Raw genomic sequence first — 24797 nt, forward strand, 5'->3', positions numbered from 1 at the left:
AGGGTAGTCAATTTGAGATGGGGCTCTATTAACTGGTATTTCACATCGGATACCAGTCTTTATAGCCCCATCCTAGATTGACCGCCCTGTTATAGGGAATGCCGATAGCAAGGCATCTTTGATTGGTATCCCCGAATAACGAGTGAAACTCCACCGTGACACAGTGGTGCTGTAGAATCCTTACAACACATCACACTATTACGTATCTAGAGGAGCACGATATGCGCGTCGACGAGGTTTTTAAGCAGGCAGCATCCCAGGGCACCGCGCCTGTTTCGTTTGAGATGTTCCCGCCCAAGGGCGAGCTCACCCTCGACTCGGCTCGCGAAGTGGCAGGCAATCTGTGCAAGCTTTCGCCGAGCTTTGTCTCGGTCACCTGCTCGGCCGGCGGCTCGGGCAACGGTGCCACCACCGCCCCCATCGCGCATATGATTTCGAGCGAATTCGACACGCCCTCGGTGGCACACCTCACCTGCGTGGACCGCACCCACGCCGACATCGCCGCCAAGATCGACGAGTATCGCACCGCCGGCGTTGAAAACATTCTGGCCCTGCGTGGCGATCTCCCTGCCGGCGCAACCGAGGACGACAAGCCCGCCTCCGACTACGCCTACGCCCGCGACCTCATCCCCGAGCTCGTCGACGCCGGCTTTTGCGTGGGCGCCGCAGCCTACCCCGAGGGCCACATTGCCTGTGAGGATCTCAACCTCTCGGTCGAACACCTCAAGCAAAAACAGGACGCCGGCGCGAGCTTCTTTGTGACGCAGCTCTTCTTTGATAACGAGTGCTTCTATCGCTTCCGCGAACTTGCCGACAAGGCCGGTATCACCGTGCCCATTACCGCGGGCATCATGCCGTTTATGGGCAAGTCGCAGATCAGCCGCATGGTCTTTATGTGCGGCGCGTCGCTGCCCTCCCCCGTCATCAAGATTCTCGCCAAGTACGAGAATGACCCCGAGAGCCTGCAGGCAGCCGGTGTAGATTATGCCGCCCGCCAGCTTTGCGACCTCAAGGAGCACGGCGCCGACGGCCTGCACCTGTACACTATGAACCGTCCTGCGATCGCCGCGACCATTATGGAGCGCCTGGGGTAATGGAAAAACCGCACATCGATACAACCGCTGTCGAAGTGCCGGCCGACCTTGCGTCGCCGGCGCTTTACCGTGTCGATGCTGCGCACCATCCCCGTGTCGACCGTGCCGAGATGCTGCGGTATCTGGGTTACGGCGGCCAGCAGATTGAGCCCGAGCTGTCACGACGTATTGAGCTTGTGGTCGAGCGTCTGGAACTGGACATTGAGCCTCGTGGCGTGCGCCGCGTGTTTGCCGTCGATGCCACGGGCGTGGACGAACAAAGTGAGCCTTGCATTCGCTTGGTCGGCACCAACGTTGAGCTGCGAGGTCGCGATATCTATCGACATCTCAAAGATGCCCGCTTTGCTGCGCTCATGGCATGTACCCTCGGCATGGACGCCGAGCGTCGCCTGCGCACCACGGGAGCCCAACATCCCCTGGAGGGCGCCGTGCTCGACGCCGCGTGCTCCGCTTACGTGGAAGCCGCCGTTGAGCAAATGGACCAGCAGGTCAAGGCTGCGGCCGCCGCACACGGACTCGCCGGCAACTGGCGCTTTAGTCCCGGCTACGGCGACTGCCCGCTCTCGGCCCAGCGCTCGATCGTCAATGCGCTCAACGCCACGCGGCTCATCGGGCTTACCGTCACACCCACCAGCCTGCTCATGCCCACCAAAAGCGTGACCGCGCTGATCGGCCTATTCGACGGCGAGGTCCACGACGCCCAGAGCCGCCCCACCTGCAATATCTGCCGCATGCGCGAGCACTGCCGCTTCCGCGCCGCCCACACCACCTGCTATTCCAGCCATTAGGAGCCCTCGATGTTTACTCCGCTTATCACTCATGATTCTGACGGCACTGCATTGGCGGCACCCGTTGATGCCGCACGTCGCAACGGTACCACGTACAAGACGCGCACGATCGACGATCTGCGCATTAAGGACGATCGCCTGCGCGCCGCCATCGAGGGCACAGGACACCTGCTGTTCGACGGCGGCATGGGCACCATGCTGCAGGCCGCCGGTATGAAGGCCGGCGCCCTGCCCGAGCTGCTCAACTTTGAGGAACCCCAGGTTATCACTGATATCCAACGTCAATATGTCGAGGCCGGCTGCGACGTGATTACCGCCAACACCTTTGGCGCCAACGCCCACAAGCTCGACGGCGCCGCCACCGTGGCAGACGTCTTTGCCGCGGCCGTCACCTGCGCCCGCGAGGCCGGCGCCCGCTACGTCGCCGGCGACATCGGCCCCATCGGCGCGCTGCTTCGTCCCTTAGGCACCCTCAGCTTTGACGAAGCCTATGACCTCTTTGCCGAGGAAGTGCGCGCCGGCGTCGATGCGGGTGTGGACCTCTTTATTATCGAAACCATGACCGACCTTGCCGAGATCAAGGCGGCCGTCCTCGCCTGCCGCGAAAACTCCGACCTGCCCGTCTTTGCCACCATGACCTTTGAGGAGGACGGTCGCACCTTCCTGGGAACGAGCCCCGAGGTCGCCGCCATCACGCTCGACGCCATCGGCGCCGACGTTTTGGGCATCAACTGCAGCCAGGGACCGGCCGAGCTCCGAGGACTCGCCGCACGTATGCTCACCGTTTCCGATAAGCCCGTTATGGTGCAGGCCAATGCGGGACTGCCCCATGTGGACGACAACGGTAACACCGTCTTTGATATCCAAGCCCCCGAATACGCCGAGGCCGTCGCCGGCATGATCGAGGACGGCGTGAGCGTCGTGGGCGGTTGCTGCGGCACCACGCCGGCGCACATGGCGGCCTTGCGCACGCTTATCGACAACCACACGCCCAGCCCGCGCCGCCGCAAGCCCAGCATGTCGGTCACGAGCGCCCAGACCGTGGTGGACCTTCCCTGCGATGGCCACAAAATCGCCGTCGTCGGCGAGCGCATCAACCCCACCGGCAAAAAGCGCCTGCAGCAGGCCCTGCGCGACGGCGACCTGGACTACGTCGTGAGCCAGGGCATCAGCCAGCAGGAACAGGGCGCCGACATCCTGGACGTTAACGTGGGCCTGCCCGAGATCGACGAGGTCAAGATCATCCAACAGGCGACCGAACAGCTCCAGGGCTCCACGCTGCTGCCGCTGCAGATCGACTCCACCGACCCCGCCGCCGTCGAGGCCGCCGTGCGCCGCTACGCCGGCAAGCCCATCATCAACTCGGTCAACGGCAAGCAGCAGATCATGGACGAGATCTTCCCGCTGGTCGCCCACTACGGCGCCAACGTCGTCGGCCTCACGCTCGACGAAGGCGGCATCCCCGATACCGCCGAGGCTCGCTTCGCCATCGCCGAGCGCATCGTGGCCGAAGCCGCCCGTTACGGCATCGGCCCAGACCGTATCCTCATCGACTGCCTGGTCATGACCGCCTCGACCAATCAACGCCAGGCCGAGCAGATCCTGCGCGCCATGTCCCTGTGCAAGGAGCGTCTGGGCGTCAAATGCGCGCTCGGCGTGTCGAACATCAGCTTTGGCCTGCCCGCTCGCCCGCTGCTGGGTTCGGTCTTTTTGGCCGCCGCCTTTGGCGCGGGCCTGGACGCCCCCATCATGAACCCGGGTTCCAAGCGCTTTATGGACACCGTCTACAGCTATCGCGTCCTGAGCGTTGAGGACGAGGGCTCGACCGGATACATCGAGCGCTACGCCGGCTGGACCGATCCGTATAAGATCGCCGCAAACCCGGCAGCAGCTCAGGCCGTATCGACCGATGCTGTGCCCGCTGCTGGCACCGCCGGCACCGACGGCAACGACGACCCGATTCGTCGCATGGTCGTCTCGGGCCGCAAAGGCGAGATCGCTGCCGAGACCGAGCGCCTGCTGGCCGACCACGACGCCATGGACCTCATCAACAATCACTTTATCCCCGCCCTCGACGAAGTTGGCGTCCTCTTTGACCAGGGCAAGTTCTTCTTGCCGCAGCTCATGGCCTCGGCCGAGGCCGCGCGCGTGGGCTTCGACACCATCAAGCGCCTGATGCCCGCCGGCGAGATTGCCGACAAGGGCAAAATCTGCGTGGCCACCGTCAAGGGCGACATCCACGATATTGGCAAGAACATCGTCAAAATGCTGCTCGACAACTACGGCTACACCGTCTTTGACCTGGGTCGCGACGTCGATCCGCAGGAAGTACTCAAGACCGTCAAGGAGCGCGACATCAAACTCGTCGGCCTCTCGGCGCTTATGACTACCACAGTCGTCGCCATGGAGGAGACCATCAAGCTGCTTCATACTGAGGTGCCGGGCGTCAAGATCATCGTGGGCGGCGCCGTACTCACCCCCGAATACGCCAAGCAGATCGGCGCGGACTACTACGCCAAGGACGCCGCCGAAAGCGCTCGCATCGCCGAAGAGGTCTTTGGGCAGTAACACAACGGAAACAACCGAGCACCAAAACGTGCCGCACGCACCACTTGGCACGTGCGGCACGTTAGAATAGATAAGACTATGCTCGTTTTGGCAGATAGGAGCGCAAGGATGGCGATCACGCCCGCAGAAATCGCGGAAACCCGCGGCATGGTTGAGGAACAGAACCTCGACATCAGGACCATCACCATGGGTGTTTCGCTCATGGGTTGCGGCGACGAGAACCTCGACCGCATGTGCACGAAAATCTACGACCACGTGACGCACACGGCTGAGCATCTGGTCGAGACCGCCGAGAACCTCGAGCGCGAGTACGGTATCCCTATCGTCAACAAGCGCGTTTCCGTCACCCCGGTGGCGCAGATCGCCGCATGCTGCAAGGATGAGGACCTCACCCCCATCGCGCACGCCCTCGACCGCGCGGCCGAAACGCTCGGCATCGACTACCTGGGGGGCTTCTCCGCACTCGTCCAGAAGGGCATCGGCGACGCCGACCGCCGCGTCATCCAGTCCATCCCCCAGGCGCTCGCCACCACGAGCCGCGTCTGCTCCAGCGTCAACGTCGCCAGCCTGCGTGCCGGCATCAACATGGACGCCGTGCTCATGGCCGCGCAGACCATCATCGATGCCGCTAAACTCACGGCCGACCAGGATTCCGTCGGCGCTTCCAAGTTTGTCTGCTTTGCCAACATGGTCGAGGACTCCCCGTTTATGGCGGGTGCCGTCCACGGCGGTGGCGAGGCCGACGCCGTCATCAACGTAGGTGTCTCGGGCCCCGGCGTTATGGCTGCAGCCCTGGAGACGCTCCCCGACTCCGCATCGATGATGGAAGTCGCCGAAAAGATTAAGCAGACCGCCTTTAAGATCACCCGTGCCGGCGAGCTCATGAGCCGCGAGGCCGCCCATCGCCTGGGTGTCGAGAAGGGCATTGTCGACCTGTCGCTGGCTCCCACGCCTGCCATCGGCGACTCCGTCGCGCGCATCCTCGAGATCATCGGCGTGGGCACCTGCGGTGGCCCGGGCACGACCTGCGCGCTCGCCATGCTCAACGATGCCGTCAAGAAGGGCGGCGTCATGGCCAGCTCCAGCGTGGGCGGTCTCTCGGGCGCCTTTATCCCCGTGTCCGAGGATGCCGGCATGATCGCCGCCGTCGAGGCCGGTGCGCTTTCGCTCGAGAAGCTCGAGGCCATGACCTGCGTGTGCTCCGTTGGCCTGGACATGATCGCCATCCCCGGTGACACCCCGGTCGAGACCATCGCCGGCATCATCGCCGACGAGATGGCCATCGGTGTCATCAACAACAAGACCACGGCCGTCCGCGTGATTCCCGCCATCGGCAAGGGCGTGGGCGACTGCGTCGAGTACGGCGGCCTGTTCGGCCGTGCGCCCATCATGCCGGTGAACCCCAACGCCGGCACCGTGCTTGCCCACCGCGGTGGACGCTTCCCGGCGCCGCTGAACTCGCTGAAGAACTAGCTGAGGGGTTCGGGCGAGGAGCCCCGGGGAGGGCAAATATATAAGGTCGCCTGCTCGGACAGTCCTGGCTCGCACGGAGAGCACATTAAGTGCTCTCCGGCTCGTGCGGAACTCGCGATCGACCTTATATATTTGCCCTCCCCGGGGCTCCTCGCACAACGGGACCTCAGTTGGGTTCTATCCCGTATGGCAGTCGCTTCGCTCCTGCCCGCCTTGGTTTTAAGGGCGGTTTGGCGTTGGATCGGTTCTTTCTGATATATGCTGGTTGCGGCTCTTCTTTTGGGAGGAGTCGCTTTTTTGTTGCTAGGAGGTTGGCCCGTGGCTGATGGGGAAAATCGTTCTGAGCTGCTTTCCACAGATTGGAACCAGGAGTGGATGCAGATGCAGGCTGCTCGGCGGCGGGCTGATGATTCTTTTGAGTGGGATAAGCGGGCTCGGCATTTTCGGCCGCTTGAGACTGCCCCGTATGCTCGGGATTTTATGAAGCTGTTGGCGCTTGAGCCAGACGAGTCGGTGCTTGATATGGGGTGTGGGGCTGGGTCGATTGCTATTCCGCTTGCTCAGGCTGGGCATTCCGTGATTGCTGCCGACTTCTCTCCTGCCATGTTGGGCACGCTTGATGCCGGCATTGAGTATTACGGGCTCGAAGATCTTATTACGCCGCTTGAGCTTGCTTGGGATGATGATTGGGATTTGGTTGGACCGGTCGCGAAAGCGGTGGATGTTGCCTTTGCCAGTCGGTCGGTTACGACGACCAATCTAAAAGGCGCGCTTGCTAAGCTTGATCGTACGGCTCGTCGGCGTTGTGCTGTCACGATGGTCGCCAACTCCAGCCCGCGCTATGATCTGCACTTGATGAACGCTATCGGTGCCTCGGTTACCTGCAGTAATGGCTTTGTGTACGCCTTCAACATCCTCATTCAGATGGGTGCGTTGCCGCAGGTTACGTACTTTGAATCACCTCGTCGCGATACCTTCGATAGCCTCGAGGCAGGCGTGACGGACTTCTCCCGTATGCTCGAACACGGCAACGAGGATAAGATCGACCGCCTGCGCGACTACATCGCTCAACACATGATTGAGAATCCCCGTGCCGGCGAGCCGGGCTCCAAGGGCGTGCCGCAGGGACGCTACATGCTCGACCACGTCCGCAAGGTCCGTTGGGCGTTTATTGCATGGGAGCCGGTCTCTGCGCCCAGCTCATAGCCTGTTCGCAGCCCGCACCGCCCACTCACTCGGCATCCGCATTCTTTTTGAACTGGGCAAACACGCTCCACACCGCGCCGTTCCTGCGCTATCGTGGGACAGCTCACGTAGATTAAGGCCCCGTCGCGGGGCGCCCCATACATAGAAAGCGAGAACCCATGGCACTGACAGGAGCCCACGTCAAGCAGCTTCGCAGCATGGCCCATCACCTCAACCCCGCCATCATCATCGGCAAGTCCGATGTCAACGAGGGCACCGTCGAGCAGACGGTCGCCTACCTGGAGAAGCACGAACTCGTTAAGTGCTCCGTGCTCGATGGCTCCAGTCTTTCCGCCCGCGAGGCCGCCGAAGAGCTCGCTGAGCGCTGCCACGCCGAGGTCGTCCAGGTCATCGGCCGCAAGTTCTCGCTGTATCGCGAGTCCTCGCGCAAGGACATCGAGAAGATCAAGCTCGTCTAAGAGCCAATGATCCGGCGAGCCAACACATAGCAAGCTTACGGGTGCCCAAGTACTTCGGGCGCCCGTTTTTTATCGCTCGACCAGCACGCGATTGAGCCGCCCCTCCACCAAGCGCTCGTATAGACGCCGCGTCTCGGGCTCGGGCACGCCATTGACCTGCTCCCTCAGATGGTACATATGCCCGCTGTACAGCTCGACGATATCGCGCCGCCGCCCCGCCGCACTGTAGACGCGCATGGCGCAGCGCACCATATCCTCACGCGCCGTTTCCTGCCGAAGCCCCGACTCTGCCAGCCAAATCGCCGACTGCAGATCGTTTTCTTCTAGAGCGGCATTGGCCCCCTTAATCATGCAATCGATGTACTTTGACTGCATAATGCGTCGCATACGCAAAAAGTAGGTGGGATTACAGCCATTGGGCACATACAGCGGTCCGGCATAAAGCTGCTCAATCTTAAGGCACAACTCGACCAAATGGGGCCCGCGCGCACCTGTGCGATTTCCCAAAACCTCGCGGCTTATCTGGTCAAACAGCCGTACATCGGTCTTGACGTAGTCGCCGTTGAGTCCGATGCATTCATTTTGGATGAGCACGCACGACTTGCCGTCTGGCGTCGGCCCCAAGGCCGACCGCAAGCGCGATATCGTCGAGTACAGGTTGTTGCGGGCGCTATTGAACTCGGCATGGGGCCACAGCTCCATGGCCAGCGTCTCACGATCGACGAGCGCATCCATGCCCAGCGCAAGCCGCTCGGCAAGTGTCGCCGCCTTCTTGCGGCGCCACATTTTGTCCGTGATGGGAAACCCGTCGCGCTCGGCGCGAAACGCACCAAACATGCGAATCTCGATATGGTCGATGGTATCAACGGCTTCAACCTCGCCGGCCTGGAACAGGCGCTCGCCCTCCCCTTCCAAATCGTCGCGCAGCGAGTACCGCGACAGTTCGCGCACGGGAAGCTTCTTGCGTATCCTGCCCGCCGGCTCGCCCAGACAATGCATGGCAAGGCGCGCAAAGAGCCGATACGATGGCTCTAGAATCCCCGCGCGATTCATGGACATCCAGGCCGCAAGGTCGCTGTCTCGGCCCGCACAGGCCAAATGCAGCGCCACCATCCAGGCTTCTGCGCCACCAACCTGCGTCTGGCTTATATCGAGTAGCTCCGCTTCCTCGCGAACCGAAACCATTGAGGTGTTACGCAGATATGCCGCACGCTCCAGCAGCAATGCGTTATCGCGCATGTACGCAATCGACTCCTCGGCAAGTTTGAGCACTTGGACCGCACGGAACTTTGCATTAACCGGCCGTCCCTCTGCCAGCGACTGCCAGCCTTCTAGCAACAGGCCAAACAGCTGAATCTGGTTGTCGCGCATGCGCACGGCAAAACGATCGAGCTCGTTGAACGCCGCATCGTCGGTTACCGGCAAGCCGGAAAGGAGCCGCCGTGCCGCCAACACCATGCGCACCCAGATAGCCATCGCCTTAAGTCCACGTACGTCGAGCGCCTCCCGCACCACCGTCATTTCGTCGTCGCGCTCGTCGGTTCCCGCAAACGACCCGTCAAAGAGCTCCACCAGCATGCTATCGGCCCGTATAACAATCCCCGCGATGTCGAGCTCGCAGTCGTAGGCCTTGCTCGTTTTGAGCTGCTGTAGGACGCCGCCGTCATCTCCCCGCTCGGTCAGGCATCGCTTGACCTCGATATGCGCAGACAACATATCGAGTGCGGTATGGGATGTCTCGATTTCTGGCACGGCCAGGTTCGCAGGAAGCCCAAGCCCGTTGTCCCCATAGCAAACAGCCGTCAGTGTCTGGGCCACCCTCCATGAAACAGGATCTATTTCGCAGACCGCCCGTTCGCCCCCGCGCTCGATAACCGATGCCATATAGCGAGCGAGCTTTGTATTGGACACGCTGACCGCTGCCAGATATACGCCAAGCGCCTCGGCAGGCGTTGGCTCGGGAGCCGGATCGTCAGCATCGATCGTGCCCAGCGCTGCTCGGCAGATATCGGCCCCGTGCCCCGTCAGAGCAAGATCGACCCCATACTGCCCAGCAAGTTCAAGGACCGCTTCACGGTCCAAAAAGGCGTTCGCCAGGTCCATCGCCGCATCGCATCGGCCCGCCTTAAGCAAAATCCGGGCCGCCCTCGGAACAAGTTCGGGGCGAACCTCGGCCACCAACTTACGCAAACGCAGGCGTCCGTTATCCTCCGTGCCCAGACACGTAAAACTCCGCTCGACGGGATCCAAGCCAAAGATCGGGTAGTCGCGTACAAAGTAGGACTGGTCGACCATCGACAGCCTCATCCCGCAAGCCTCGAGTTCTGCGATATTGCCCTCGCCCATCAAAACCATGAGACATGCCACGCAAAACAGCGCATTATTGTCGAGCGAAGCCAGATCGGCAAGTGCCGCGCCATATACGTTGACAATCTCGTTTTCGAGCAGGCCGGCTACGTCGCCTTGGCCATACAGACCCGTCTGCAATGCCGAAACCAGCTCGGGCACGCCCTGCGTGAGCTGATAGAAGTCGAGCGATGTGCTGATCGAAAACGCCGATGCCCACGCCGAATACTCATAGGCATGCACCTTGAGCATCTGCGCATTGATCTTAACCGAATCGCCCAGCCCATGAATCAGCTGACGATTTGAAGGACGGCAGGAGATAAAGACCCCAACCCCCATAGCGCGCAGGCCGCGAATCCTGTCGATGAGGTCTTCGGTATCGTGCTGATCGAGGTTTGGCACATTATCAATCGCGATAAGGGAGTGCGGTTTGTCTTTGAGTTCTTCGGTAACCACCTCGAGCTGCATAAACACCTCGCGCCCAATGGCGCGATCGGCCTCGATAATCCGCACGGGGCCTCGCGTCGGGTCGCATTTAACCTCATGGGTGTACTGCAGCAGCACCGAGGTCTTCCCAAACCCGTCGGGCGCATAAAGAACCACGATGCCGGCCTTTCGGCCCTTGGCGATAAGCTCATTCATCAAGCGTTCGCGTCGCACCATATAGCCTCCGCCCAGCGGCATCAGCTCGAACTCGTCTATACCGCTCAAATCGTTTACCATGCCCGCTCCTCAACTCGACCGTATGGACACTGTAGCCGCAAGACCATACAAGCCGCGCTATGAATAGAGCGACCTTGTGTTTTAGGTTGTCTTTTGGTACGCAAGCGGCAAGTTTTTGTACAGCGAGGGCCGATTGTTATTAATCCCCCGACTAATCGGTCTTTAAGCAGGTAAATGAGCTTGTCAGCTTGTCCCATCTAAGCGGCAGTGTAACGCAGATGAACAAGATTCAGCCATGTCATTCAACTCGCCTAGCACCCGCTACCGTCTACGACCTTCTAGTGGCATTTTTGCATAGAATCTGGTATAGAATGAATCAAGCTGTTGGACATCCGGCATTCGTCAAGCTTGCGACAAGTTTTTGGTCAAATGGGCAAAAAGGGATAACAAAAAGGCCCCCGCAAAGCGGAGGCCTTAGGCAAGGCTATGTCGAGCTGCAGGATTCGCGCTACTCGCAGAGCGAAAGGGCGGCCTCGTCGGCAACGACAACGCAGTTGGTGTGCAGCTGCAGGATCGAAGCCGGGCACTTGGGCGTAACCGGACCATAGCACATATCGTGCACGGCCTGAGCCTTGGCCTCGCCGTTGGCGACAACCAGGATCATGCGGGCATACATGATGGTCTGAGTGCCCATGGTGTAGGCCTGACGGGGAACATCGTCGATGCTGTCGAACAGGCGGCTGTTGGCCTGAATGGTGCTCTCGGTGAGGTTGACGCAGTGCGTGCCCTTGGAGAAGTGGTCATCGGGCTCGTTGAAGCCGATGTGACCGTTGTTGCCAATGCCGAGCAGCTGCAGATCCGGGTAACCGGCCTCGGCGACGATCTTGTCGTACTCAGAGCAGGCAGCGGCGGCGTCGGGGTTGGAACCGTCGGGCACATGCGTGTTGTTCAGGTCGATGTTGATGTGATCGAAGAAGTTCTCACGCATGAAGTAGTGATAGCTCTGGGGATCGTCGTGCGAAAGGCCACGATACTCGTCCAGGTTGTAGGTGCTGACCTCGGCAAAGTCGACGTCGCCCTTCTCGTACCAAGCAGCGAGCTGCTTGTAGGCACCGATCGGGGTGGAGCCGGTGGCAAGGCCCAGCACACAGTCGGGCTTGAGGATAACCTGGGCCGAGATGATATTAGCGGCCTTGCGGCTCATATCCTCGTAGTCTTTAGCTTTAATGATCTTCATTACGCGTCCTTTCTCGTACAAGAGAGGCAAGGCTCCCTTACAAGCACTTGCCCGCGGCCCGCGTCGGCCGCAACCAACGTGTGCGGCCACCAGGGCGAGGTCGCGTAATGTATGTGTCTCGTGTCTAGCCGCGTCGAGGCCCCTGCCCGTCCACGGTGACCCGAAGCTGTTTAGCCTCGGACGTTTCCCATCTTGCCACGGAGGGCGTCCTCTTTCAAGGGCGCCCTCCGTAAACGTGTTTGAATTGTAGGCTAATGGCCACGTGCACTTGCTAGCGCTCGCGAGCAACGATGAGCTGGTCCATCTCTTCGACATGCACGCCAACGGAGCCCTTGATGCTCGAGAACTCAACGGAGTTGCACACCAAGATGGGGACCGTCACATCGTAGCCCTCGGCAGCAATTGCCTCGCGATCGAACTCAATGAGTACATCGCCCTTATGGACGATGTCACCCACTTGCGCATGCACGGTAAAGTGCTTGCCCTCGAGCTGAACGGTGTCCAAACCAACATGGATAAGCACGTCCAAGCCATCGACCGTGTTAAGCGCTACGGCGTGTCCCGTGGGAAAAATGGCCTCGACCTTGGCATCAGCCGGTGCAATCACACGCGTTCCGGTGGGCTGAATGGCAACGCCCTGGCCCAAAAGGCCGGTGGCAAACGTCTGGTCGTTTACCTCGGAAAGCGGAATGACGTCGCCCGAGATGGGAGCATCCAGCGTAAGGACTCGACCACGCATACCAAAAGACCTTAGGACTTTAGTGAACATGCTCCCCCTCGGACATACCAATCAATCAAAATAACCTTGACAGTTTACCACTTGGCAACGGTTTTTGACCATTAGGGAAGTTCGCGCTTGACAACCTCGACGATGTCGTCGACAACGCGCTGGGTCAGCTCGTGCGTCTCGGCCTCGGCCATCACGCGGACCAGCGGCTCGGTACCGCTCGGGCGCACCAGAATGCGGCCACGGCCGTCAAGCTCCTTCTCGGCAGCAGCGACGGCGTCCCAAATGGGCTGGCAATCGTCCAGACCGGCCTTGTTGTCGGAATGCACGTTGACGAGTACCTGCGGGTACTTCTTCATGATGCCAGCAAGGTCGGTGAGGGTGCGGCCGGTGCGCTTGAGCACGGCCAGCAGCTGCAGAGCCGTCACCAGGCCGTCACCGGTGGTATTGTGCTCCAGGAAGATGATGTGGCCGGACTGTTCACCGCCGATGACGGCGCCGTCCGCGAGCATGCGCTCCAGAACGTAGCGGTCGCCCACGGCGGTCTGAACCATCTCGAAGCCCTGCTCCTTCATAGCGATGGAGAAGCCCAGGTTGCACATGACGGTCGAGACGATCTCGGAGTTGGCGAGCTTGCCGCGAGCGGCAAGGTCAGAACCGCAGATAGCCAAGATGTAGTCACCATCGATCTCATTGCCCTCGCTGTCCACGAACAGTACGCGGTCGGCGTCGCCGTCGTGGGCCAGACCGATGTCAGCATGGGTGCGCAGCACGAGCTCGCGCAGGGGCTCAAGGTGAGTGGAGCCGCACTCAACGTTAATGTCCGTGCCGCAATAATCGGTGTTGATGGCATGGACCGTGGCACCCAGGCGCTGCAGCGCGGCGGGCGTGGTCTGGCAGGAAGCACCGTGACCGCAGTCGACGGCAACGACCAGGCCATCGAGCCTCAGGCCATCAAGCGTATCGATGGCGTGGTCGACGTATGCCTTGCGGGCGTCCTTCATCTTGATGATGTGGCCCACGCCGGCGCCAGTCGGCAGCGTGTCGGCAGCCATGGCTTCCTCGGACATGACCCAGGCGCTGATCTCTTCCTCGACAGCATCGGGAAGCTTCATGCCCTTGCGGCTAAAGAACTTGATGCCGTTGAACTCCGGCGGATTATGCGAAGCAGAGATGACGATGCCGCCGTCGAGCTCGTTCTGAACGGTGAGCAGTGCCACGGCAGGCGTGGGGATGACGCCGCAGCAGTGCGGACGGCCGCCCTCGGCCATAATGCCGGCGGTCAGAGCACTCTCGAGCATGGTGCCCGAAAGGCGCGTGTCACGGCCGATGCAGATGTCCGGACCAAGAAACTTGGTCGCCGCGCGGCCCAGGCGAAACGCGAGGTCACACGAGAGGTCGGCATTGGCGACGCCACGGACGCCGTCGGTACCGAAGATGTTCTGGGGCATAGGATCGCTCCTTCCCTAGCAGGCGATATGCAACCGCCCACCCTAGTCGAAAAAGAAAAGCGGGACCCGCCGAGGAATCGGCAGGCCCCGCTTGTACATTGTATCTCGAAAGGAGATAAAACCTTAGCGCTTGGAGAACTGGGGAGCGCGGCGGGCCTTCTTGAGGCCGTACTTCTTGCGCTCGACCACGCGAGCATCGCGCGTAAGGAAACCGGCCTTCTTGAGGTCAGCACGGTAGTCGCCAGCGTTCAGAAGAGCGCGAGCGATGCCCAGGCGCAGAGCGCCGGACTGACCGGAGATGCCGCCGCCATCGCACAGAGCGATAACGTCGAACTGACCGGCGGTGTCGGTCACCTTGAAGGGAGCAAGGGCGTTCTCAACGAGCTGATGACGGCCGAAATACTGCTCGGCGTCACGCTTGTTGATGGTCACCTTGCCGGTGCCGGGGACGAGACGGACGCGGGCGACGGCGTTCTTACGACGGCCGGTACCCTGGTAGACAACGGTGTTCTCAGCCATCTTTAAGCCTCCAGCTCAATCTTCGTGGGGTTCTGGGCAGCATGCGGATGCTCGGCACCAGCGTAGACCTTAAGCTTGGTCATCTGGGCACGGCCGAGGGTGGTCTTGGGCAGCATACCGCGAACGGCGCGCTCGATGACCTTCTCCGGGTGCTTCTCCATAGCCTGGCGGAAGCTCTCAGCCTTGAGGCCGCCGTTGTAGCCGCTGTGGCGATAATAGGTCTTCGTGTCGGCCTTGTTGCCGGTAAGCTGGACCTTATCGGCGTTGATGACGACAACGAAGTCGCCGCAGTCGCTGTTGGGCGTGAACTGGGGCTTGTTCTTACCGCGCAGGATCATTGCGATCTGGGTGGCAAGACGGCCCAGGACAGCACCATCGGCGTCGACGAGAACCCAGTTGCGCTGGACCTCGCCCTGCTTGGCGTAGTGAGTCGATTTCGAAATCACTTAGACTCCTCCATGTACAGTACGTGTTGTTACAGAGATTCACGGGGCTCTGCAAGTAACCCGTCCATATTACCCCGCTCGCCGTACGAGTCAACAGGTATTTTGGCTCCGACCAGAGTTTCTGCACATGTCATCCACGAGCTGTGATTTTTCCAGCTCTTTAGCTGTTGTCATTTTTTGAGGGTTCGCCGTCGTTAGCGCTCAACGAACTCTTGGATTTCCGCGAGCAGGCGCTTTGCCTCCTGACGGCCCTGGATATACAGGTCCAAAAGCTTTACCGAATCGTGCTCGACATGGCCGACCTCGACCGGCTTTTGCGGAGCGACGACCAACGCACGGCCCTCGCGCTCATACTTCCACAGGTGCATGCGCTGGATGTTGTAGCGGTCGTGGCGTGTCTCGATAGCCTCGAGCAAATAGGGGTAGTCTGCATAGCGGGCGCGCGCGGCCGGCATAAACTCGTAGGGCTTTTTCTCATACGAACGGTCCTGCGTGACGATGACGACCGCACGGTCAAAGCCCGCCTCCTCGAGCACATGCTCGATAGGAACCGAATCGGCCACGCCGCCGTCGACGTATTTGTGCCCGTCAATCTCGACCGGCGGCGTCACCAACGGCAGCGAGGTCGAGGCGCGCACGGCGTCGAGGTCGAGCACGGCGCTTTTGACCGGCAGGTACGTGGCGGTTCCAAAGAGCATGTCCGTCGCGACGGCGTACATCTCGATGGAGCTCGCATCGAACGTCTCGTTGTCAAAGGGATCCAGGCGGTCCTGGACATCATTGAAGATAAAGTCGTAACCCACGATGGAACCCGTGGACGCAAACGATGCAGCGCCCATGAAGCGGCTGTCGTTGCAGAAAGCCAGGTTGATGCGGTTGGCACGGCCGATCTGATGCGACTTGTAGTTCACGCCGTTGAGGGCACCGGCCGATACACCGTAGACAGCCGGAATCTCGACGCCAGCCTCCATGAGAACGTCGAGCACGCCCGCGGTAAACTGCCCGCGAAAACTGCCACCCTCCAGGACGAGCGCGACCTTGCCGGCGTTCTTTGCCTTATCTTCTGCAGTCATATTGACCTCCTGCGATTGCGTTTTGGCTTTCTTCTACCCAGTTTTGGGATGGCGAGCGCACGGGTTTTTCGAGGCGGCAGGTGAAGCGGAAAGTGTGTCCCAGTTTGAGGCGAGATTCCGGGATGAACTTTCCGCTTGATGTGTCATCCGGAAACTACGTCCCAGTCTGAGCGCGGATTCCGGGACGTGCTTTCCGCCTGGGCTGCCATTGGGAAAGCACGCCCCACTCTGCGTCACTGAGGCGTTTTCTTTACGCCCGCGCCCTGCACAGAGTTCGATTCTCCGCGGGTTTGGGGTTCCGTTGATGTGGCGCATGGCAGGCTGAGATTCGATAACATCGCATCTATATAGGGTTGAAGCTTTGCGCGGAGAATCTGCGTATTTGCTTCGCAAATCCGCACCGGCTTCGGCCGCCTGCCGGCGTCCTCGCCCGCGGGCTAAAAACGCTTACGCGTTTTCTTTACGCCCGCGCCCTGCACAGAGTTCGATTCTCCGCGGTACGGACTAGAAATAAAAAGGCAGGTAGATACGAATATCTACCTGCCTGTTACTTATGGTGGAGGCGCGGAGAATCGAACTCCGGTCCACGAAAGCCCCCTGATTGGCATCTCCAAGCTCAGTCGCTGGTTTAGTCTCGGACGCTTTGCGCGCAGCGACACGCTCGCGGTGTCCTAACCGGTTCGGTCTTAGCCTGCGCCATACCGATTACGTGCGCAGGAGCATTCCCCTAAAATGACGTCGCGCCGGTGTCGGGGAAATCACCGGGTTGACGCGCCGCTATAAATTAAGCAGCGAGAGCCATAGGCTCAAAAGAAGAGTTGTTGTCAATTCAATTTGACGGTACCCCTGTTTAACGAGGCGAGGAGACCTCGGCTTGCTTCCTCTCTCAGAGCTATCGTGTCGAAACCAGTCGCCCCCGAATGTCGGGAAAGTCTGGATGGCATTGGGCCTGCAAGCACCCGATAACCGTCGACTTTTCAAGGAACATGCGGGGCGAGCCCCGCTTGTGGAGTGTTATCTTACCACGTTCTGAAAGCGGACAGCTGTTCTATGCACGAGCTGTGAAGACCCCAATGTGCGCCGCACTTCGCACTTTTGCTACCGATCGCGTCACGTATATTTTCGCCAAACACAATTGACCCGTCGAAAGGACCGTTATGGATACCAAGCAGCAACTCATCAATGCCCTCGCAGGCCTGGGCTCAACCATTACCGAAGCTATGGATGTCATCGAAGGCTTTGTCCCCTGCGGACATCCTGCCCTCACGGTTTCGAACGCCCTTGTTGCGCTGGACGCTGACGATGATGCAGCTCTCGCCCAGCAGCTTGAGACCGTCGAGGGCTTTATCGACCACGTGAGTGAGAACCGCGGCGTGGCCGCCTACCACGACATCGAGGTCGAGCTCGCGGGTCCCAAGGCCGATCTGCTCGCAGCAATCCGCGAGGTAGGCGCCCTTATGCAGACCGCAGGCGTCAAGAACACCCAGGTCAACGAGTGGGTCTACCGCAGCCTGGCAGCGCTCGACAGCTCCGACGAAAAGGCAGCCGAACAGCTCGCAGAAAGTCCCGCCATTAAGGCCGAGCTTTTGTAAATAGCAGACGCGGGCCCCTTGGCGCATCGTCGTCCAAGAGGCCCGCAAACAGTTCGTGTCAACCGATAGCCGCGCCGCCGCGTTCGGCCAAAGCAAGAATCGGCATCATTTGGCGCGGGGTCTTTGCTGCAAGATCGGCATGTTCAAGCAGCTTGCGATCGTTGGTCACCAAGTAATCGACCTGTGCGCGCTTGCACGCGGCAAGCACCAAGTTGTCCTCGTAATCGCGATGGAGCGCTAAGTATTTGTCGGCCAGCCAAAGGTCCGACGCATCTGCGCCCACGGCCGTGGCGTTTTCGGTCATATTCCGAACAAACGCCAACGCCGCATCGCCAATTGCACGAGCAGAAGCCTCGTCGAGTGCTCCCCCGCTGGCAAGAACGCTACGCTTCAGCTCGTGTTGGACAACGTACAGCACGTCCTTGGCGATATGCACTGGGAAGAACAGCAACGCCCCCGTCTCCGTCGCCCGCCCAATAAACGCACGCGCGGCAAGCGACTCGACATGGTCGACGCAAAACGAATCAACCCATACGTTGGCGTCCACCATTATTTTGAGGGGAGCCCCACTCACTGGATCATCCCCTTTTGGCGATAATGCTCATCCATGGCTTCGGAATAGATTGTGTCCCAACCGCGATCGTCGGATACGGGCGACGCAGCGATGCCCAAGTCTGCATAAAGCCGGTCTGCCGCTGCCCACGACGCGACGAACGGAGTATCGGGCGCGACGGCCTGCTGCCGGTCGTCGACGGCCGCAAGCACTTCCTCACACTGCCCGCCACCCTGCGCGACCTTGGCCACCACCTTTTTGATGAGCTCGGGCAGTGACCCGCCCGAAAGCCGCAGTGCCTCCTCGGCACGGTTCTTGACCTGGCGATCCACGCGAACGTTCACCTGCGCCATGCCGCTAACAGCACCCATCTCAACCTCACCTTCGACTTTTGCTATCTAAGCTAGCACAACTATATATTTCTGCTAGCACATGGTCAAACGCAAAAGGCCTGCATTCTGGCGGCTGCAACACCGCCCAAATGCAGGCCAAAAACTTAAGTAAAAGCGCTAGCGCAGGTACGCCTTTGCGTTGCCCAGGCTGTAGGCGATCGTTGAGCCGTTGTGCAGCAGTGACGACGTCTGCGGAGTGATCATGCCGGTAATACCCAATGCCAACAGCGCCGAGTTGGTGAGCATCACCTTGGAATACGAACTCGACAGACGGTCGATAAGCCCCTGACTCATGCGGCGCAGGCGCACGATTGCGGCCAGATCTGTATCGGTCAGGATGATATCGGCGACCTCCTTGGCGATGTCGCTTCCACCGCCCATGGCCAGACCCACATCGGCCAGACCCAGCGCCGGTGAGTCGTTGACGCCGTCGCCCACCATGGCAACGTGGCGCCCCTCGCCCTTAATGCGCTCCACATACGCGTACTTGCCCTCGGGCAGCAGCTCGGCCTTAAACTCGTCGACACCTGCCTCGCGAGCAATGCGCTCGGCCGTGCGCTCCGAGTCGCCCGTGAGCATGACCACGTGCTTAACGCCCAACGCGTGCAAGTCGGCGATGGCCTCGCGGACCCCGGGCTTAAGCGGGTCCTCGATACCGAGCACGCCCACAACGGTGCCGTCGACCGCCAGATACAGCGGCGACAGGCCCTGCATCTGGGACTCGATGCGCTCCTTTATGTCGGACTCGAGCTGCGCGCCCTCATCCTCAAACACAAAGTGTGCCGAGCCGATAATCGCGCGACGTCCTTCGATGGACGAAGCGATGCCGTGTGCCACGATGTACTCGACGGCAGCATGGCGCTCGCGGTGCTCGAGCCCGCGCTCGTGAGCAGCGTTGACCACGGCACGCGCCACCGGATGCGGGAAATGCTCCTCCAAGCAAGCGGAAAGGCGCAGGATCTCGTCCTCGCTCCAGCCATCGGTGGTGAGTACGCAGGCAAGACGCGGCTGGGCCTCGGTGAGCGTGCCAGTCTTATCAAACACAATGGTGTCGGCCTTGGCAAACGACTCAAAGTACTTGGCGCCCTTGACCATGACGCCCATCTTGGCAGCATCGCTCATGGCAGTCATGACGGCGACGGAACCCGTGAGCTTGAGTGCGCACGAGTAGTCGACCATCAGCGCCGCCGAGGTCTTGATGAGGCTGCGGGTGGTAAGCGCAACCAGACCCGCGAGCAGGAAGTTCCACGGGACGATCTTGTTGGCAAGGTCCTCCATATGCGATTGGCCCTCGGACTTGAGTGAGTCGGCGGTCTGCACGAGCGAGACGATCGAGCGCAGCTTGGTCTGCGCCGTGTTGGCGCGCACGCGCACCAAGATGCTGCCGTCTTCCACGACAGTTCCGGCGAACACGTCGTCGCCTGCGCTGCGCTCGACGGCAAGCGGCTCGCCGGTCAGGGTCGCCTGGTTGACCATGGCGCTCCCCTGTTCGACCACACCGTCAATGCAGATGGACATGCCGGTGCGTACGGCGACCAGATCGCCGGGCTCGAGCTCGGTCGCAGCAACGCTCACCTCGGTGTCGCCGACGACCTTTTGCGCCTTGTCGGGCACATCGAGCAGCGAGTTGATAAGCTCGTTTTCGCTCATGGCGCGGGTGTAGTCCTCGAGCAGCTCGCCCACGTTGAGCAGGAACATCGTCTGGCCCGCGGTGTCAACATCACGCTTGACGAACGAGATGCCGATGGCCGAAGCGTCGAGCACGGGAACGGTCAGGCGCGGCTGAGCCAGCTCATGAAGGGCGGCACGCAAAAATGCCATGTAACCGGCCACGACAAACACCGCACGCAGAGGCGTCGGCAAGAACCAGCGGCGCGCGTAGTGGGCGCCGATAAGTGTGGCAAGATCCATGACGAGCTTGTGCTTGCGTGGCTCAAGCTGCATCACGTAACCCGTCTTTGCGTCGGCAATGGCCTGGGCATCGAGCGCACCCAAGGCGTCGAGCACGCCCGCACGACACTGCTCATCATATTCGAGCGCCATCTGGCCAATACGGCCGTAGACGCGCACCTTGTGCACGCCGTCGATGTCGCCGCTGAGCTTAAGAAGCGCATCGAGATCGCTCTCTGGCACAGGACCCGCCAACTGAAGACGGGTCCTGCCGGGGATCTCGCTGATAATCGAGAATCTCATTGTTTGTGCCTGGGAGTACTACTCGGCTGCCTCGTCAGCAGCGGCCTCGCTCTGGGTGATGTAGGCAGCCTCGGCAACCATGTCATCGACATTGGCCTTGGCCTGCTCGACCATGTCCTGGTAGCCGTTCTTGATGCGCATGCCGCACGCGATACCCTGCACACAGGCGTTCTTTACCGGAGCGCTGGTGAGCAGCTTGATGCCGGCCGTACCAAGCAGAAAACCGCCACCGACAAGCAGGGTGTTAAAAGTCGACTTCTTCATGTTGCTTCTCCCTTTTGCCGCACAAGCGCGGCATGGTGCCTTAGCACCCGAGTTCATTAGTTTGCTCGAGCACGCTTTTGAGACTAGTTTAGTCGAACTATTATGGTCAACCAAAGTTAACCTTTGGAAATCTTGGCCCCCTTTCCTACAGCTGCCAAGCAGCCGCTTCCTTTTGCAGCGCAACCATGCGTGCGAATTCTCCACCTGCCGCCTTGAGCTGCGCCGGAGAACCCTGCTCGGCAACCACACCATCCTTGAGTACAACGATTTTGTCGGCATTTTCCACCGTACGCATACGGTGGGCAATAACGATAACCGTCTTGCCTGCAAGCAGACGGGAAAGTGCCTGTTGCACCACGGTCTCGTTCTCCACATCCAAGCTCGCCGTCGCCTCGTCCAACAGCACGATAGGCGCGTCTTTGAGCAGCGCACGGGCGATAGAGATGCGCTGGCGCTCACCGCCGGACAGCTTGGAGCCGTTCTCGCCAATCATGGTGTCGTAGCCCTGCGGCATGCGGTTCACGAACTCGTCGCAGTTGGCGGCACGCGCGGCCGCAAGCACTTCCTCATCGGTGGCATCACGACGCCCGAGGCGGATGTTTCCCATCACCGTGTCGTCAAAGAGCAGCACGTCTTGGAACACAATGGCGTAGTCGCGCAGCAGCACCTCGGGATCAACGCCCGCAACATCCACGCCACCCACGGTGACCGTGCCTTCGGTGGCATCCCAAAAGCGCGCGGCCAGGCGGCTCACCGTAGACTTACCGGAACCCGAAGGACCGACCAGCGCCGTAACTTCGCCTTCCTTGGCGGTAAAGCTCACATCGGTAAAAACTTTCTCGCCGGCACGGCCGTCCTCGCCCGCACCATAGCCAAATGCCACGTGATCGAACACCACATCGTGGCCCACGGGCTCAAATTTCTCGCTGCCCCGCGCCACAGGCTCTTCCATGATAGAACGCATGCGTTTGGCAGACGACTCGGCGGCAAACAGCTCGGACATTAACATTAACGCCTGGTCAAAGGGTGCATAGATACGGCTCACCATAAGCAGGAAGGCAAACATCACCAAAAAGTCGACCTGCCCGGAGGCGACCATCGCGGCGCCCGTGACCAACGTGGTGGCAATGCCCAGACGCAAGATGACAAAGGCGGAGTTGACCAAAAGCCCGTTAGCGAGCTCGCCCTTGGTGGTCTCGCGCTCCTCGGCATCGATCACGCCGTTGAGACCCTCAAGATAATGGGCCTCCTGGTTGGTGGCGCGGATCTCGCGAACGCAGTCGAGCGTCTCCTGAATCGCCTCGGTAACCTTGACCTTCTCGGCACGCACGCGATCGAACACTGGAGTCATGGGGCCGCGTGTTAGATACAGCACGGCAAAGGCCACGGGAACGCTCCAAAACGCCGCAATCGCCAGCTGCCAGCAAAAGAACAGCGACGCCACGAACACAATGGCGCTTGCGATGATGGCACCCCAAAGCTCTCCCAGCACGTGGCTGTAGGCGTGCTCCATGGCCTGGACGTCACCCATGATGGTCTCGGTTAAATCGGCCAGATCACGACGACCAAAAAACGACAGCGGCAGCTTGCGCAAGCGCTCGGCAATCTCCATACGCTGCTTGCCGCACTCCTCGTAAAAGATGCAGTAGGTGTAGTAATACTGCTGCCAGTTAGAGGCAAAGAGCAACACGAAAAAGACCAGGAGGCCGCCCACGATCGGCAGGGCATCCGGCAGGTCAGCCCCGCTGGTGAGATGCTCGACAAAGCCGGCCATAACCAGGAATAAAAAGCCCATGCCGGCCATGGTAATGAGATTGGTGAGCGTGGTCCAGAAAATGCCGCGTTTTACGCCGGCGACGCCTTTATCGGATAGGAAATACTTCTTTTGGAATGAGGCGAACATTTAGGCCTCGCCTCCCTTCGTGACGGCGGCATCCGCGGTCGCTGCAGTGATTTTCCAGCTCGCGGCCTGTTCGTATTCGGCCCACATCTTGGCATACAGACCCTCTTGGGACAGTAACTCGGCATGGGTACCCGACTCCTGCACGCTGCCCTGGTTGAGCACCACGATTTGGTCTGCGCCCACTACAGTCGAGAGTCGGTGCGCAATCATAATGACCGTGCGACCCGCCGCCAGCTTGCTAAAGGCGCGCTGGATGAGCGCCTCGTTCTCGGGATCGGCAAACGCCGTGGCCTCGTCGAGCACCACGATGGGCGCGTCTTTAAGGATCGCGCGGGCGAGTGCCACGCGCTGGACCTCGCCTCCCGAAAGATATGCTCCGCCGGCACCGAGCATGGTATTGATGCCCTGTGGGAGCTTGGCCACAATGTCATCGCACTGAGCTGCGGAGAGGGCCGCACGCACCTCGTCGTCAGTGGCCGTAGGCTTGGAGGCGCGCACGTTATCGGCAAGTGTTTGCCGGAACAGCTGGTTAGTCTGAAACACAAAGGCCACCTGGTCCATAAGATCATGCGGATCCATATCGCGAACGTCCACACCGCCTACGAGCACTCGACCCGAGGAAACATCCCAAAAACGCGGGATCAGGCTTGCGCAGGTTGACTTGCCGCCACCCGAAGGACCCACCAGGGCGAGGGTGCTACCAGCGGAAACGCTAAAACTCGCATGGCTAACGGCAGGCGCTTCGGCACCCTCGTACGTAAAGCTCACGTCCTCAAATCGCACGTCGCCGCCGGCAGGGTGCTTGGGTTGGGCGGGCACGGAGAGCTGCTTGGAATCCATGACGCTTCGAATACGAGCCAGCGAATCGGCGCTCATCTGAGAGGCCTCGCCCACAAACATGAGTTTGGTCATGGCCGTCGGCACCACGGCCGAAAATATCGCGTAAAACGTGAAGTTGGCCATAAAATGCGCGAAGTCCGTCTCGCCCGGCGCCAACAGCAACGCCACGGGTAACAGGAATGCCACAAGACCATTGAGCGCGGTAAGGTTGAGTACCTGCGGACCTCGGCAGAACGTGCCCGCATAGTTTTGTGCCGTGTCGGCGTATTCGGCGATCGCATCGTGGAAGGCCTTAAAGGAGTAGACCGTCTGCTGAAACACCTTGACCACGGGGATGCCGCGTACGTATTCGGTGCCGGTCTTGTTCATCTTGACCAGCGCTCCCATGTAGGCCTTCATGAACTCGGCGCCTTTGCCGCCCATCATGGTGGCCATGGCGCCAAACGAAATGGCCACCGTGATGAGGCATGCCGCGCCCAAGCGCCAATCCAAGGCGAAAAGCAGCACGAGCAGACCTGCGACCATGGCGGCGGCGCCCGCGATATCGGGCAGCATGTGTGCGAGCAGGGTCTCGGTGGAGGCGGCGCATCCGTCTACAATACGGCGCAGCTCACCGGTGGCGTGCGTGTCAAAGTAGCCAAGCGGCAGCTTAAGCAGGTGCTCGCTCGTAGTCTTGCGGATATTGGACGCGCAGCGAAACGCAGACAGGTGCGTGCACATGAGCCCAACGAAATAAACTACGATGCTTGCCAGGGCAAAACCCACGGCCCACCAGCCATACATCGCGATATCGGTGGCTTCGCTCCAGTTAGGCACCACAGCGATAAGGTCTCGCGCGACAAGCCAAATGCACACGTACGGGCCAAAGCTCAGCAGCTGCGAGAGCGCCGAGAGCGCCATGCCCAAATACGTTAGGAATTTACGGTCGCCGGCATATGCAAGCAGCTCGCCGATACCGCCGCCTTCCCTTTCTGATCCCTTTGCCATGAGATTCCTTTCTAACGGCTTGAG

Annotated in this window: 20 protein-coding genes and 1 other RNA gene; 7 read left to right on the top strand and 14 right to left on the bottom strand. The window is 60.5% G+C overall.

Annotated elements, in window-relative coordinates:
• Nucleotides 1-221 precede the first annotated feature (221 nt).
• From AAAX34_RS00735 to AAAX34_RS00760, 6 genes are all read left to right on the top strand, one after another.
• Nucleotides 222-1094, top strand: a complete 873-nt coding sequence (locus AAAX34_RS00735) for a methylenetetrahydrofolate reductase (protein WP_349109681.1) — start codon at nucleotides 222-224, stop codon at nucleotides 1092-1094.
• A complete protein-coding gene (locus tag AAAX34_RS00740) occupies nucleotides 1094-1882 on the top strand; it encodes a hypothetical protein (RefSeq protein WP_349109682.1) in 789 nt (262 codons plus the stop codon). The genes AAAX34_RS00735 and AAAX34_RS00740 overlap by 1 nt, the downstream gene beginning before the upstream one ends.
• 9 nt (nucleotides 1883-1891) lie before the next feature.
• Complete coding sequence (locus AAAX34_RS00745) at nucleotides 1892-4450, top strand: homocysteine S-methyltransferase family protein (RefSeq protein WP_349109683.1); 2559 nt, start codon at nucleotides 1892-1894, stop codon at nucleotides 4448-4450.
• A 108-nt stretch (nucleotides 4451-4558) separates the two neighbouring features.
• A complete protein-coding gene (locus AAAX34_RS00750) occupies nucleotides 4559-5923 on the top strand; it encodes a PFL family protein (protein WP_035136908.1) in 1365 nt (454 codons plus the stop codon).
• A 480-nt stretch (nucleotides 5924-6403) separates the two neighbouring features.
• Nucleotides 6404-7129, top strand: a complete 726-nt coding sequence (locus AAAX34_RS00755) for a methyltransferase domain-containing protein (RefSeq protein WP_349109684.1) — start codon at nucleotides 6404-6406, stop codon at nucleotides 7127-7129.
• Between the two features lie 158 nt (nucleotides 7130-7287).
• Nucleotides 7288-7587, top strand: a complete 300-nt coding sequence (locus AAAX34_RS00760; protein WP_349109685.1) for a YhbY family RNA-binding protein — start codon at nucleotides 7288-7290, stop codon at nucleotides 7585-7587.
• Between the two features lie 69 nt (nucleotides 7588-7656).
• Here AAAX34_RS00760 and AAAX34_RS00765 read toward each other — a convergent pair whose 3' ends face one another.
• From AAAX34_RS00765 to ssrA, 8 genes are all read right to left on the bottom strand, one after another.
• Nucleotides 7657-10656 carry a BTAD domain-containing putative transcriptional regulator gene (locus AAAX34_RS00765; protein ID WP_349109686.1) on the bottom strand — a complete coding sequence of 1000 codons (3000 nt, stop codon included), beginning with the start codon at nucleotides 10654-10656 and terminating at the stop codon, nucleotides 7657-7659.
• Nucleotides 10657-11104: 448 nt separating this feature from the next.
• Nucleotides 11105-11833: a glucosamine-6-phosphate deaminase gene (gene nagB / locus AAAX34_RS00770; protein WP_349109687.1), complete on the bottom strand. Its 729-nt coding sequence runs from the start codon at nucleotides 11831-11833 to the stop codon at nucleotides 11105-11107.
• Nucleotides 11834-12104: 271 nt separating this feature from the next.
• Nucleotides 12105-12572 carry a PTS glucose transporter subunit IIA gene (locus tag AAAX34_RS00775; protein ID WP_306421699.1) on the bottom strand — a complete coding sequence of 156 codons (468 nt, stop codon included), beginning with the start codon at nucleotides 12570-12572 and terminating at the stop codon, nucleotides 12105-12107.
• Nucleotides 12573-12673: 101 nt separating this feature from the next.
• A complete protein-coding gene (gene glmM, locus AAAX34_RS00780; protein ID WP_006234694.1) occupies nucleotides 12674-14011 on the bottom strand; it encodes a phosphoglucosamine mutase in 1338 nt (445 codons plus the stop codon).
• Nucleotides 14012-14134: 123 nt separating this feature from the next.
• Nucleotides 14135-14530 (bottom strand): 30S ribosomal protein S9, encoded by a 396-nt coding sequence (gene rpsI, locus AAAX34_RS00785; protein ID WP_022094634.1) that lies wholly within the window; start codon nucleotides 14528-14530, stop codon nucleotides 14135-14137.
• A gap of 2 nt (nucleotides 14531-14532) precedes the next feature.
• Nucleotides 14533-14976, bottom strand: a complete 444-nt coding sequence (rplM, locus tag AAAX34_RS00790) for a 50S ribosomal protein L13 (protein ID WP_022094635.1) — start codon at nucleotides 14974-14976, stop codon at nucleotides 14533-14535.
• A gap of 194 nt (nucleotides 14977-15170) precedes the next feature.
• On the bottom strand, nucleotides 15171-16049 hold the full coding sequence (locus AAAX34_RS00795; protein WP_349109688.1) for a patatin family protein: 879 nt from the start codon (nucleotides 16047-16049) through the stop codon (nucleotides 15171-15173).
• Between the two features lie 554 nt (nucleotides 16050-16603).
• Nucleotides 16604-16967: a transfer-messenger RNA gene (gene ssrA, locus AAAX34_RS00800) on the bottom strand.
• 239 nt (nucleotides 16968-17206) lie between these two features.
• Between ssrA and AAAX34_RS00805 the strand changes: the two genes are divergently transcribed.
• Nucleotides 17207-17641 (top strand): hypothetical protein, encoded by a 435-nt coding sequence (locus AAAX34_RS00805; RefSeq protein WP_349109689.1) that lies wholly within the window; start codon nucleotides 17207-17209, stop codon nucleotides 17639-17641.
• A 58-nt stretch (nucleotides 17642-17699) separates the two neighbouring features.
• Here the strand turns inward: AAAX34_RS00805 and AAAX34_RS00810 are convergent, their stop codons facing one another.
• The 6 genes from AAAX34_RS00810 to AAAX34_RS00835 form a co-directional block, all read right to left on the bottom strand.
• Nucleotides 17700-18215: a PIN domain-containing protein gene (locus AAAX34_RS00810; RefSeq protein WP_349109690.1), complete on the bottom strand. Its 516-nt coding sequence runs from the start codon at nucleotides 18213-18215 to the stop codon at nucleotides 17700-17702.
• On the bottom strand, nucleotides 18212-18565 hold the full coding sequence (locus AAAX34_RS00815) for a hypothetical protein (protein ID WP_349109691.1): 354 nt from the start codon (nucleotides 18563-18565) through the stop codon (nucleotides 18212-18214). Before AAAX34_RS00815 ends, AAAX34_RS00810 begins: the two co-directional genes overlap by 4 nt.
• Before the next feature lie 138 nt (nucleotides 18566-18703).
• Nucleotides 18704-20719, bottom strand: a complete 2016-nt coding sequence (locus AAAX34_RS00820) for a heavy metal translocating P-type ATPase (protein ID WP_349109692.1) — start codon at nucleotides 20717-20719, stop codon at nucleotides 18704-18706.
• Nucleotides 20720-20797: 78 nt separating this feature from the next.
• Complete coding sequence (locus tag AAAX34_RS00825; RefSeq protein ID WP_055250999.1) at nucleotides 20798-21043, bottom strand: DUF6110 family protein; 246 nt, start codon at nucleotides 21041-21043, stop codon at nucleotides 20798-20800.
• 145 nt (nucleotides 21044-21188) lie between these two features.
• Complete coding sequence (locus AAAX34_RS00830; RefSeq protein WP_349109693.1) at nucleotides 21189-22946, bottom strand: ABC transporter ATP-binding protein; 1758 nt, start codon at nucleotides 22944-22946, stop codon at nucleotides 21189-21191.
• Nucleotides 22947-24773: an ABC transporter ATP-binding protein gene (locus tag AAAX34_RS00835; RefSeq protein ID WP_349109694.1), complete on the bottom strand. Its 1827-nt coding sequence runs from the start codon at nucleotides 24771-24773 to the stop codon at nucleotides 22947-22949.
• Nucleotides 24774-24797: the final 24 nt, after the last annotated feature.

It is taken from the genome of Collinsella sp. CLA-ER-H4 (assembly GCF_040092395.1).
GTDB lineage: Bacteria > Actinomycetota > Coriobacteriia > Coriobacteriales > Coriobacteriaceae > Collinsella.